Below are 12,111 nucleotides of genomic sequence, written 5' to 3'. Positions count from 1 at the left end.
GGATGTGCCCACATCCGCGCACACCTTTCCGCCCAGATTCAAAGGAGACCCATGAACAAGTCACGTGTCACCCGCAGTGTGACCGCCATCGGCGCCGCCGGCGTGCTGCTGGCCACCGCGTGCACGCCGGCAGGCCCGGGCCAGGCCACCGACGTGGATCTGGGGAGCGGGCCGCCGCAGGCCGGCACCGTCAAGGAAGGCGCGCTCAAGGGCATGACCCTGACGTTCGTGTCGTACGGCGGCATCTTCCAGGACGGGCAGACGAAGGCGGCCATCGAACCGTTCGCCGCGCAGTCCGGCGCAAAAGTGTTGCAGGACGGGCCTACCGAGAACTCGAAGATCAAGGCCCAGGTCGACTCCAAGAATGTGACCTGGGACGTGGTGGACAGCACCAACGTGTTCACCGCCAAGAACTGCGGCACGTTGTTCATGCCGCTGGACACCAGCATCGTCGACATCAGCAAGCTGCCGCCGGGTACCAAGACCGACGACTGTTCGGTCCCCGCAATGGGTTACGGCCTGATCGTGGTTTACAACACCCAGAAGTACGGGGCGAACCCGCCGAAGACCTGGGCCGACTTCTACGACACGACCAAGTTCCCCGGTAAGCGGGCCATCGAAGGCGTGCCCGGTGAACTCGACCCCGGCGTCCTCGAGGGCGCGCTGCTCGCCGACGGTGTCGCCGCGGACGCGATGTACCCGATCGACATGGACCGGGCCCTGGCGAAGATGAACAGCATCCGCAACGACACCATCTTCTGGACCACCGGCGCACAGTCACAACAGCTCATCGAGTCCGGCCAGGTCGACATGGCGTTGGTGTGGAGCGGTCGGGCGTACTCGGCCGTCAAGAACGGTGCCCCGTTCGCTCCGATGTGGGACCAGTGGATGCCCGAAGCCGACACGATCGCCGTGCCCATCGGCGCGCGGAATCCCAAGGCGTCCATGGCGTTGATCAACTTCTACCTGGGCGCCGAGCAGCAGGCCAAGCTGGCCGAGCTGACGTCCTACAGCCCGATCAATGTGGACGCCAAGCCGCAACTCGACGATCTGGCCCGGTCTTACCTGACCACCACGCCGGAGCGGGAGAAGGACCGCTTCCCGCTGAATCTCGACTACTGGGCCGAACACCAGGAAGAGATCGCGTCCAAGTACACGGCCTGGCTCGCCGGGTAGGAGGTTCGTCGCATGTCGATGGTCGATGTTCTCGCGGGCGCGCCGCCCAAACCCGAAGCGGCGCCCGCGACCACCGGTCGGAGGCTGAGCGAGATCGGCCTGTTGCTGCCGTCGATCCTGCTCGTGGTCGGGGTCTTCGGCCTGCCGCTGGTGATCATGTTCTGGCAGGCGTTCAGTGATCCGGAACTCGGGTTCGGCAACTTCGCCTGGTACCTGGGTGATTCCGTGCAGCGCAGCGTGTTGGTGCGGACCTTCACCACCGGCCTCGAGGTCACGGTGATCTGCCTGATCCTCGGTTACCCGTACGCCTACGCCATGGTCGCGTTCGGGCCGGCGGTGCGCATCGCGCTGACGCTGATCGTGCTGGTGCCGTTCTGGACCAGCCTGATGGTGCGCACCTTCGCCTGGGTGATCCTGCTCGAGGACGGCGGGCCGATCCAGACCTTGCTGTCGTTCGTCGGACTCGGCAGTGTGCCGCTGCTTCGTACCAATCTCGGCGTGGTCATCGGCATGAGCCAGATCCTGCTGCCGTTCATGGTGTTGCCGCTGTACGCGGTGATGTCGGGGATCGACCGCCGGCTCGTGCTCGCATCGTCGAGTCTCGGTGCCCGCCCGGTCATCTCGTTCGTGCGGATCTGGGCACCGCTGTCGCTGCCCGGCGTCGGGGCCGGCTGCCTGATGGTGTTCATCAGCAGCCTGGGCTTCTACGTCACCCCCGCGCTGCTCGGCGCCCCGGACGACGCGCTGATCAGCCAACAGATCTACGTGCAGGTCACCAGCCTGCTGGCCTGGGGCAAGGGCGGGGCGATGGGCGTGGTGCTGCTTCTGGTCACCTTCGGAGTGCTGGCCGCCCTGATGTACCTGTTGCGCCGGAGCCGGAAGGAGCGCGCGGCATGACCCGCTACGCAAGAACCTGCTGGAACGTCCTGCTCGGACTCTTCTGTGCCGGAGTCGGATTATGGCTCATCGCACCGTCATTGGTCGTCATCCCGCTGAGTTTCACCGACCGGCCCTCGTTCGCCTTCCCACCCAGTGGCTGGTCGACCCGGTGGTATCAGGCCTTCTTCCAGGATCCGGCGTGGATCGCGGCCCTGCGGGCAAGCCTGGAGGTCGGTGTCCTGGTGGCGATCTTCGCCACGGTGTTGGGTACCGCCGCGGCAGTGGCGCTCAGCCGCACCGGGCTGGCCGGCCGGCAGGGGATCCGCGCGTTCCTGTTGGCTCCCATGGTCGTTCCGGTGATCGTCGTGGCGGTCGGCCTCTATGCGTTGTTCCTGAGGCTGAACCTGCTCGGCACCCTGTTCGGCTTCGTCGTCGCGCACACCATGTTGGCGCTGCCCTTCGTCATCGTCCCGGTGATGGCCAGCCTGCAGGGCTTCGACCGGCGACTGGAGGATGCGGCCGCGATCTGCGGCGCGGGCCGCTGGACCACCTTCCGGACCGTCACCCTGCCGCTGGTGGCCCCGGGCGTGCTGTCGGGCGCACTGTTCGCGTTCGCGACGAGCTTCGACGAGGTGGTCCTCTCGCTGTTCATCCAGAGCCCGTACCTGCAGACGCTGCCGGTCAAGATGTACGCCTCGGTCACTCGTGACACCGATCCCACCATCGCCGCGGCCGCCACCCTCATTCTCGTCCTCACCACATGTCTGACCATCGTTGCGGGCATCTACTCGCGCAGGAGGAATCGTGTCCACTGACAACACTCCGCACGGTGCGTCGATCACCTTGCGGCGCTTGACCAAGACCTACGGCTCGGAGAAGGCCGTCGACGCCATCGACCTCGATGCCCGCCCGGGTGAGTTCCTCACCCTGCTCGGGCCCAGCGGATCGGGCAAGACGACCACGCTGAATATGATCGCCGGCTTCGCCGATGTCACGTCGGGCGAGTTGCTGATCGACGGCCGGCCGGTCGCGGATCTCCCGCCGTACCGTCGCGACATCGGCATGGTGTTCCAGCACTACGCGCTGTTCCCGCACATGACGGTGTTCGACAACGTGGAATACCCACTGCGACAGCGCAAGATGCCCAAGGCGCAACGCCGCGAGAAGGTGGCCTCCGCCCTGCAGACCGTGGGCCTCGACGGCTACGGCAAGCGGATGCCCAAGGAACTGTCCGGTGGCCAGCAGCAGCGGGTCGCCTTCGCCCGGGCCATGGTCTACGAGCCGCGGGTGCTGCTCATGGATGAGCCGCTGGGCGCGCTGGACAAGAAGCTGCGGGACTCACTGCAACTGGAGATCAAGCGCATCCACGGCGAACTCGGCACCACGTTCGTCTACGTCACTCACGACCAGGATGAGGCGTTGGTGCTGTCGGACCGCATCGCGGTGTTCAACAAGGCACGGATCGAGCAGATCGGTTCACCGACCGACCTTTACGAGCACCCGAAGAGCATCTTCGTGGCCCGCTTCCTCGGCGAGTCGTCGCTGTTCTACGGAAAGCTCGAGGATGGCCGCGCGGTGAATGCCTATGGCCGTCGCATCGAGGCCGGCCGGGGTGACGCGGCAGGCGGTGACGCCGTGGCCGTGGTGGTCCGGCCGGAACGTCTGCGCATCGTCGTCGGAGACGCGGAGCCCGATGTCGTCAACGCGGTCCCGGGCACCGTGATCCAGGAGATCTACTTGGGCAACTCACGGAAGGTCGAGGTGAGCCTGCCCGACGGCACCATCGCCCTGGTCCGGGAAAGTGCGGACAGCATCACCTCTGCCCGTGCGGGACAACAGGTTTGGCTGACGTTCGATCCTGACGTCGCGACGATCCTGCCCGCCGAGGCCTGACACCCGTCGCCGTGCCCACCCGCGCGTCGACTCCAACTCACCGATAAAAGCCACGAATACAGGAGAACCAAGATGTCCCCCGACGGTCGTACGACCAGCGGTCTCGCCAATGACTTCGTGAACGGCAGCGTGTCGTTCTGGTATCGCGCGGCGGGTTTTCCCGAATCGCGAGCCCCGCTGCCCGGCTCGCTCGAAGCCGACGTCTGCATCGTCGGCGCCGGACTGACCGGCTTGTGGGCGGCGTACTACCTCAAGCGCGAACAGCCGGACCTTCGAATCGTCATGCTGGAGAAGGAGTTCGCCGGGTTCGGGGCGTCCGGACGCAACGGCGGATGGCTGTCCGCCGAACTCGCGGGGTCCCGCGACGCCTATGCCTCGACCCACGGACACAACGGAGTCGTCGAGCTCATGCGCGCGATGCGCGGTGCCGTCGACGAGGTCATCGGCGTGGCGAAATCCGAAGACATCGATGCCGACATCGTCAAGGACGGCGTGCTGCACGTGGCGCGTAACCAGGCGCAGATGGGCCGGCTGCGCGAATCGCTCGACTTCGAGCGGAGCTGGGGAGCCACCGAGGACGACTTCGTGGTGCTCAGCGGAGACGAGTCCAATGCCCGCATCCGGGTCGAGGGCGCCATGGGTGCCCTGTTCACCCCGCACTGCGCGCGTGTGCAGCCGGCCAAGCTGGTCGTCGGCCTGGCCCGCGTGGTCGAGGGCATGGGCGTGGCGATCTACGAGCAGACCGAGGTGACCGACATCAAACCGGGCCGGGCCATCACGGTCCGCGGTGACGTGCGGGCACCCGTCGTGCTGCGCTGCCTCGAGGGCTTCACCGCGACCATGCCCGGTCAGCGCCGGGCGTGGCTGCCGATGAACTCCTCGATGGTGGTGACCGAGCCGTTGCCCGACTCGGTGCTGGACCAGGTGGGCTGGAAGGGTGCCGAACTGCTCGGCGATTACGCGCACGGCTACATGTACGCCCAGCGCACCGCCGACAATCGAATCGCACTGGGCGGCCGTGGCATTCCTTACCGCTTCGGATCGGCGCTCGATCACCGCGGAGCCACCCAGCAGTGGACCATCGAGGCTCTCGGTGCGCTGGTCCGCGACATGTTCCCGGCCACCCGCGACGTCCCGATCGAACACGCGTGGTGTGGTGTGCTCGGGGTGCCGCGCGATTGGACTGCCACGGTGGACTTCAACCGCGCCAGCGGGCTGGGCACCGCGGGCGGTTATGTCGGAAGCGGTTTGACCACCACCAACCTGGCCGGGCACACCCTGGCCGACCTGGTGCTCGGGCGCGACACCGCGCTCACCCGGCTGCCTTGGGTGGGGCGACGCGTCCGCAAGTGGGAGCCGGAGCCACTGCGGTGGCTCGGGGTGCAGGCGATGTATGCGCTCTACCGGACCGCTGACCGGCGCGAGTCGACCCGCGGCCTTGCCGGCACCAGCGGACTGGCGCGGGTGGCCAACAAGATCACGGGGCGCTGACCGATGGAGACGAGTGTGAAGCTGCTTTCTGTTGACGCGAGCACGGTCGACATGCCTCAACCGCAACCCAAACCGACGAGCGTCACCGGTCAGCTGGAGTCATCGATCTCGGTCTGGGCCGATGCGGTGACCGACACCGGGGTTTGGGAATGCGATCCGGGGGAGTTCACCGCCGACCGGTCCGGTGCGACCGAGGTGTGTCACATCATCTCCGGCTCCGGCAGGGTGGTCGGCGAGGACGGGGTCAGCGCCGACATCGGGCCCGGCACGCTGCTAGTGCTGCCCCGCGGCTGGCGGGGAACGTGGTTCGTCAAGGAGACGATTCGCAAGACCTACGTGATGGTGGCTGAGGGCGCTCCGGTGTGACCGCACAGCCGCCCTAAACTGGGCCTATGACCGCGAGCGCTCGGATCGGTGAGTTCGAGGAGCTGCGGCCGCATCTGCTGGCCGTGGCTTATCGGCTCACCGGGACCTTCGCCGACGCCGAGGACATCGTCCAGGATGCGTGGATCCGCTGGGATGCCAATCGCACTCAGATCGCCGATCTACGGGCCTGGTTGACCACGGTGGTGAGCCGGCTCGGCCTGGACCGGCTGCGCTCGGCCGCGCATCGGCGCGAGGCGTATTGCGGGGAATGGCTGCCCGAACCCGTGGTCACCGGATTCGACGCCGACGATCCACTGAACGCGGTGGTGGCCGGGGAGGACGCCCGGTTCGCGGCGATGGTGGTGCTGGAACGTCTCACCCCCGATCAGCGGGTGGCCTTCGTGTTGCACGACGGGTTCGGCGTGCCGTTCACCGAGATCGCCGAGGTGCTCGGGGTCAGTGATGCCTCGGCCCGGCAGTTGGCGTCGCGGGCCCGCAAGGCGGTCGCGGACAACCCGCCGGCGTCGACGCCCGACGAACTGCACAATCAGGTCGCGGGCGAGCTGATGGCCGCGCTGGCATCGGGAGAACTCGACGCCGTCGTGCGGCTGCTGCACCCCGACGTCACCTTCACCGGCGATNCTCGGGGTCAGTGATGCCTCGGCCCGGCAGTTGGCGTCGCGGGCCCGCAAGGCGGTCGCGGACAACCCGCCGGCGTCGACGCCCGACGAACTGCACAATCAGGTCGCGGGCGAGCTGATGGCCGCGCTGGCATCGGGAGAACTCGACGCCGTCGTGCGGCTGCTGCACCCCGACGTCACCTTCACCGGCGATTCGAACCGTCGCGCCCCCACCGCCGCCCGCGTCATCCACGGTCCGGACAAGGTGGCCCGGTTCATCCTCGGGCTGTCCAAGAAGTACGGGCCGAACTGGTTGGCGGGCAGTCAGTTCGCGCTCGTCAACGGGCAGCTGGGCGTCTATACGACCGGTGCGCCTGCCGGCGACGGCTACCCCGAGATGATGCCCCGGGTCACGATCTTCACCGTCCAGGACGGCTTGGTCTCTGCGGTCTGGGATATCGCCAATCCCGACAAGTTCACCGGATCGCCGCTGCGACGAGGTGCGCGGTGATGCCGAACGAGCCAGGAACGCTGGCTCACACGTTCAGCCGAATGATGTTCCGCGGCATGGACAAGATGCGCCACCGCGATGCCTTCGACATCGGCCCCGCCACCGGTTCGGACTTCGCCGGGTTCGAGAACCATCGGCAGATCGTTTTGGTGACCTTCAAGAAATCGGGAGAAGCGGTACCGAGCCCGATCAATCACGGTATCGCCGACGGCAAGCTCTACGTGCGTACCGATGCGTCGACCGGGAAGGTCAAGCGCATTCGCAACAACCCGAATGTTCTTGTGGTGGCGAGCAATCTGCGCGGCAAGCCCACCGGGCCCGTGGTGGCCGCCGTGGCGCGCATCCTGCCCGAGGCAGAACACGCGCACGCCGACGCGGTGATCGCCGCCAATTGGAGCGCACCCATGAAGGTGCTCGAACGCGGCCTCGACTACGGCAGCCAGACCCTGGGCGTGCCAATGGCTTTCATCGAGATCACACCCGCACCCGCCTGACCGTCACAAGACGTACGGGATCAGCGCCTTGCGGTCGGTGGGGTACTCGGGAAACTTGTCCCGATACCAGGTGTGGGTTCCCAGGGCCCGCGGGATCAGGTTGCCCGCTGTGATCAGCAGAATGGCGACTCCGGGCAACGCCCAGGTGAGCACGGCGAAGCCGGACCAGGCGATGATCTCGCCCAGATAGGCCGGGCTGGTGACGAAGCGGAAGCCGCCACCGAACGGAATCCGGTACTCGGCCCCGCCCGGATTGCTCTTGTCGCGCAGATTCCGGACGATCGATTCGGAGTTGACCAGCAACGCGAATCCACACAGATAGATCACCAGCCCCACCAGGAAGCGCGGGTCGGTGAGCCAGGCAGTGGTGTACTGCCCGAAGAAGTCGTGGCTGAACAGCGTTCCGTTGAGATAGCCGTGCATGGACGTGACGAGCATGCCCATCACGATCACCGAGATGTTGAAGGTGCCGCGCTTGCCGGGAACCTGGCGGATCGCGAGCGGGAAGAACCAGCCCCGATTGGCATAGTGCAGCATCCAGATCCCGGCGAGCACCAGGGACGTCGGCTCGAACCGCTGCGGCCCGGCCAGGTAGCTGATCAAGAACACCACCGTCGCGGGGATCTCCATCAGCCACCAGCCGAGCTTCGGGTTGAGGTTCAGGCCGAGTTTCGTCGTCGAGAAGCGCCCATAGGAACTCTGCGCGAAAAACCCGCCGATGATCACGAACGCCGCGAACGCGAACGCCGCGGTGAGCACCGTGTCGTAGAACGTGTCGCCGGTGTACCAATGCATGGTGGTTCCTCGCTGAACAGGCAGGTCAGCGGCGGGGTGCCGCTAGTTTTGTAACGTGTTCTACCACCCCGCCGCGTCGTGATGCCAGCGACGCGAGGTCACTGAGCCCAGGGAACCCGGCACGCATCCCCGGAGTTGAAGCCCTGCTCGGTGATGCCCAAGGCCGAGTACATCCGGGCCCGCATGTTCTCCACGCCGATCTGGTACGTCAGCTCGATCACGCCGTCGTCACCGAAGCGCCGGCGCAGGTCGTCGACCTGTTCGTCGGTGACACTGTGCGGGTCGGTGGTCATGGCGTTGGCGTAGGTGATCGCGGCGCGCTCGTCGTCGTTGAACAACGGTGAGGTGGCGTAGTCGTCGATCGATTTCAGTCGCTCCACGTCCAGGTTGTCCAGCCGCATCAGCATGGAGCCGAAGTCCACGCACCACGAGCATCCGACGGTCCGCGCGGTCCAGAACACCGCGAGTTCACGGACGCTGGCGGGCAGCTTCTTGGAGCCACCCTGCAGCAGCATCTCGTGCACGCCGTTGGCGACCATCAGCCGCGGGTGGTGCGCGGCCACGGTGAACGGCTCGGGCACCTCACCGAACTGGCGCTTGGCGTACCAGTACATCGCGCGGGTCAGCAGGCCGGCTTGTTTGGGGGTCACGGGGGCAATTCGTGTGGTCATACCTGTCAGACGAGACAGCCCTCGAATGTGTGACAGGCCGTCGCGAGCAAGATCGTGACGGATCCGCGCTACTCTGCGTCGGTGAGTGGCTACGAGGCGCGCTGGGAGCAGCACAACGCCGAGCGGCGCTCCCAGATGCTGCTCGCCATGATCGAGCTGCTGGAGGAGAACCCCGCGGGCGCCGACATCCCGGTTGCCGCGATCGCCAAGCGCGCGGGTGTGGCCAAGTCGGTGATCTATCGCCAAATCTCGGGCAAGGACGAACTCGAGCGTCGGGTCCGGTCCTATCTGATCGACGATTTCGGCGGTGTGCTGACCACGAAACTCGACATCACCGACGGCTCGCTACGGGACGTTCTGACCAGAACCATTGAAGCGGTGGCCGATTGGATGATCGATCACCCTCGGCTCAACGAATTCGCCCGCAGTGGGCCGACGTTCGAGGGAGACCCGTCGCTCGATGCGGTCGGCGAGCTCAAACTGCGCATGATCGAGCGGGCCGACGGCATCATCTCCGCGATCACCGATGCGCTCGACGTGGACGACAGCGCCTTCAAGCTCGTGCCGCTGGCGATCGTGACGATGGTCGAGGAGACGCTGTTCGCCTGGGCGCGGAGCCCGGCCCCGACGCACACCCGTGACGAGATGATCGTGCACCTGGCCGACTTCGCCTGGTATGTGCTGGACGGGGCCGCCCGGGCCACCGGGTTCGAGATCAGCCGCGAGGAACCCCTCACCGAGGTGATCGCGGGTCTGGTGAACGGTCAGGCCAATCGTCCGGAGTTGTAGTCGGCGATCAGGCTGCGGACGGTTTCCTGGGCGCATGACTTGTTGGTACCGATGAACCCGGTGGGCCCGCGCTTGATCCAGCCCGTCACGTACGTGGCGGGCACTCCGGTGACCCGGCCGGCGTCGTTGGGGACGACGCCGTCGTCGAACGGCAGCCCGGCGACCGGCAGACCCCGGTAACCGATCGACGTCAGCACCAGCCCCGCCTCGACGGTGTGCAGCTCTCCGGTCGGCTTCACCCGCGGCGAGCCGTCGTCGCCGGCGATCAGTTCGTTGCGGCCGAACTCCACGGCGCGCACCGCGGCGCCGTCGGTCAGGATCGCCGTGGGCGACTGCAGGTACTCCAGGACGATCCGGCGGTTGCCGGTCCGGCGGGTCCGGTTGCGCAACACGCGGGCCCGCGGGTCGGTGGCGGGCAGCGACTCCAGATCGTGCTCGGCCACCACGACGTCGACGCCCGGGGTGCCGCAGAGCCCGACGAGCTCGGGCACGGTGAACGCGGACTCGGCCGGTCCGCGCCGGCCGACCACGAGAACCTCTTCGATCGCGCTGTGGCGCAACGCCTCCAGTGCGTGTGGTGCGATGTCGGTGTCATCGAGCTGCGCGGGGTCGATGGTCAGGATCCGGGCGACGTCGAGTGCGACGTTGCCGTTGCCGACGATCACCGCCCGCGGGTGTGACAGGTCGAAGGACCGCTCGGCGTAATCGGGATGGCCGTTGTACCAGCCGACGAATGCGGTGGCCGAGGCCGTCGACTCGGCACCGGGTATGTCCAGCGCGCGGTCGGCGGATGCGCCGACGGCGTAGATGACGGCGTCGTGCTCGGCGAGCAGTTGCTCGTGGGTGACGTCGGTGCCGATCTCGACGCCGGTCACCAAATCCAGGCGCGGGTCCGCGCAGATGGCGTCGAACTGCCGGGTGACCGCCCGCGTGCGCCGATGGTCGGGTGCCACGCCGAAACGCGCGAGCCCATAGGGCCGGTCCAGCCGTTCATAGATGCGGACCCGGGCACCGGGGATGGTCAGGATCTCGTCGGCGGCGTAGATGGCGGCCGGTCCCGAGCCGACGATGGCCACCCGCGGCGCGGCCGGAGCCCGCACCTGCAGCGGTGGAACCACCGGCGCCAGCAGGGGCCGGGGTCGGGTTTCGGCATAGAAGTCGGCGTTGAGCTCGGCGAAGATCGTCTCGCCGGGGCTCAGGGAGCCGTCGTGTTTGATCGCGGACACCGGACATGCCGTCACGCACGCGCCGCAGTCGACGCACTCCACCGGATCGATGTACAGCATCTCGGCGGTGTGGAAGTCGGGCTCGTCGGGCGTGGGGTGGATGCAGTTGACCGGGCAGGCGTACACGCACGATGCGTCGCTGCAACAGGATTGGGTGATGACGTGTGGCATCAGCGGATCAGCAATGCTTCACGGTCGGGCACACCGCGGTAGCGCGCCGTCTCGCCGGCGATGCCGCAGCGCTTCCACATCCAGCGGCCGACCCGGTTCATCAACCCGAGCTCCTCGGCGAGGGCGCGGGTCTCGGCGAAGTATCCGGCCATGATCTTGCGCGAGTGCGGGCTGCGCCAGAAGGCCTGCCGCATCACCTCTTTGGGGATGTCGAACTGTTCGCGGAACGATTTGGGCGACGCCATGATCTCGTGGGCGAGCCAGCGCAGGGTCAGCGGGAACGCCACCGTGGCGAACGCTTTCATCCGTCGCGACCGTTCGGGCATGTGCACCTTGAGGAATTCGTTGGCCCACGAGATGTGCCGGGCCTCCTCGGCGATGTGGATCTGCATGGTGCGCAGCACCGCCGGCGGCAGGTGGGCGCCCTCGCGGATCATGCCCTTCTGGAAGTGGTCGATCGGCTCCTCACCGGCCAGGATCCCGGCCATGAAGGCCGTCGGGGAGTACTGGCCGACCAGCCCGATGTACGGCGAGAGCCGGTTGAACAGCGGCCGCATGCCCGGCACGTCCGTGCCCGAGCGGTTGACCAGCTCCTGGAACATCTGGATGTGGTTGCACTCCTCGGTCATCTCGTGCAGCGCATACCGGAACTCGGGGGAGTTGTTGGGCAGCTTCATGATGAAGGCCATCAGCCCGCGGATCAGGATGCTCTCGAACGCGGCGCCGACCTTGACGGTGTTCAACGTGCGCCAGCGGCCGATCTCGATCTGCCGCTCCAGCGGCTGGCTCTGGTACCACTCGGTGGCGCCCAGCGGGTCGAGGTTCGGGGAGAGCGCCCAGCGCGGGTCGTTCGGGTCCATGGCCATGTCGGCTGAATCCCACGCGATGTCCAGGTAGGGATCGAAGCGGCGCCGTACCGAGCCCTCGGACAGCACGTCCAGCAGGTTCTCGTAGGTCGGGTGGGTGGGCTGCATGCCCCACAATTTACTGGGAATCAGGGTCTCGGTAAATACCCAATTGTCTGCGGCG

General features: G+C 66.9%; 12 protein-coding genes and 2 pseudogenes. 10 read left to right on the top strand and 4 right to left on the bottom strand.

Going from position 1 to position 12,111, the window contains the following annotated elements; translation table 11 throughout:
* Window positions 1-51 precede the first annotated feature (51 nt).
* The 9 genes and pseudogenes from BN4332_RS30775 to BN4332_RS30735 all read left to right on the top strand — a co-directional run bounded on the left by BN4332_RS30775 (window position 52) and on the right by BN4332_RS30735 (window position 7,430).
* The gene (locus tag BN4332_RS30775) at window positions 52-1,176 is read left to right on the top strand and encodes an ABC transporter substrate-binding protein (protein WP_066903789.1); all 1,125 of its coding nucleotides are present in this window, start codon (window positions 52-54) and stop codon (window positions 1,174-1,176) included.
* 12 nt (window positions 1,177-1,188) lie between these two features.
* Window positions 1,189-2,073, top strand: coding sequence for an ABC transporter permease (locus BN4332_RS30770; protein WP_066903787.1), 885 nt, complete (start codon window positions 1,189-1,191; stop codon window positions 2,071-2,073).
* Window positions 2,070-2,870 (top strand): ABC transporter permease, encoded by an 801-nt coding sequence (locus BN4332_RS30765; RefSeq protein ID WP_066903785.1) that lies wholly within the window; start codon window positions 2,070-2,072, stop codon window positions 2,868-2,870. The genes BN4332_RS30770 and BN4332_RS30765 overlap by 4 nt, the downstream gene beginning before the upstream one ends.
* On the top strand, window positions 2,860-3,948 hold the full coding sequence (locus BN4332_RS30760) for an ABC transporter ATP-binding protein (protein WP_066903783.1): 1,089 nt from the start codon (window positions 2,860-2,862) through the stop codon (window positions 3,946-3,948). Before BN4332_RS30765 ends, BN4332_RS30760 begins: the two co-directional genes overlap by 11 nt.
* Before the next feature lie 72 nt (window positions 3,949-4,020).
* Window positions 4,021-5,439 carry an NAD(P)/FAD-dependent oxidoreductase gene (locus BN4332_RS30755; protein ID WP_066903781.1) on the top strand — a complete coding sequence of 473 codons (1,419 nt, stop codon included), beginning with the start codon at window positions 4,021-4,023 and terminating at the stop codon, window positions 5,437-5,439.
* A 15-nt stretch (window positions 5,440-5,454) separates the two neighbouring features.
* Window positions 5,455-5,805 carry a cupin domain-containing protein gene (locus BN4332_RS30750; protein ID WP_084459472.1) on the top strand — a complete coding sequence of 117 codons (351 nt, stop codon included), beginning with the start codon at window positions 5,455-5,457 and terminating at the stop codon, window positions 5,803-5,805.
* A 26-nt stretch (window positions 5,806-5,831) separates the two neighbouring features.
* Window positions 5,832-6,446: pseudogene (sigJ, locus tag BN4332_RS30745) on the top strand (RNA polymerase sigma factor SigJ); the annotation flags it as partial.
* Window positions 6,445-6,936: pseudogene (locus tag BN4332_RS30740) on the top strand (nuclear transport factor 2 family protein); the annotation flags it as partial. The pseudogenes sigJ and BN4332_RS30740, both read left to right, overlap by 2 nt.
* A complete protein-coding gene (locus BN4332_RS30735; RefSeq protein WP_066903777.1) occupies window positions 6,936-7,430 on the top strand; it encodes a PPOX class F420-dependent oxidoreductase in 495 nt (164 codons plus the stop codon). The pseudogene BN4332_RS30740 and the gene BN4332_RS30735, both read left to right, overlap by 1 nt.
* Before the next feature lie 3 nt (window positions 7,431-7,433).
* Here BN4332_RS30735 and BN4332_RS30730 read toward each other — a convergent pair whose 3' ends face one another.
* Entirely contained in the window at window positions 7,434-8,225 is a 792-nt protein-coding gene (locus tag BN4332_RS30730) for a phosphatidylethanolamine N-methyltransferase family domain-containing protein (protein WP_066903775.1), read from the bottom strand.
* A 98-nt stretch (window positions 8,226-8,323) separates the two neighbouring features.
* Window positions 8,324-8,896: a carboxymuconolactone decarboxylase family protein gene (locus tag BN4332_RS30725; protein ID WP_066903773.1), complete on the bottom strand. Its 573-nt coding sequence runs from the start codon at window positions 8,894-8,896 to the stop codon at window positions 8,324-8,326.
* 81 nt (window positions 8,897-8,977) lie between these two features.
* On the opposite strand from BN4332_RS30725, the gene BN4332_RS30720 reads away from it, so the two are divergent.
* Complete coding sequence (locus tag BN4332_RS30720) at window positions 8,978-9,685, top strand: TetR/AcrR family transcriptional regulator (RefSeq protein WP_066903937.1); 708 nt, start codon at window positions 8,978-8,980, stop codon at window positions 9,683-9,685.
* Here BN4332_RS30720 and BN4332_RS30715 read toward each other — a convergent pair.
* On the bottom strand, window positions 9,661-11,082 hold the full coding sequence (locus tag BN4332_RS30715; protein ID WP_066903771.1) for an FAD-dependent oxidoreductase: 1,422 nt from the start codon (window positions 11,080-11,082) through the stop codon (window positions 9,661-9,663). The genes BN4332_RS30720 and BN4332_RS30715 overlap by 25 nt on opposite strands.
* Window positions 11,082-12,056, bottom strand: coding sequence for an AurF N-oxygenase family protein (locus BN4332_RS30710; protein WP_066903935.1), 975 nt, complete (start codon window positions 12,054-12,056; stop codon window positions 11,082-11,084). The genes BN4332_RS30715 and BN4332_RS30710 overlap by 1 nt, the downstream gene beginning before the upstream one ends.
* Between the last annotated feature and the right edge of the window lie 55 nt (window positions 12,057-12,111).

Source organism: Mycolicibacterium houstonense (assembly GCF_900078665.2).
Classification (GTDB): Bacteria; Actinomycetota; Actinomycetes; order Mycobacteriales; family Mycobacteriaceae; genus Mycobacterium; species Mycobacterium houstonense.
Note: the sequence above shows the minus strand (reverse complement) of the source record. Positions and strands in the feature narration are given on the sequence as shown.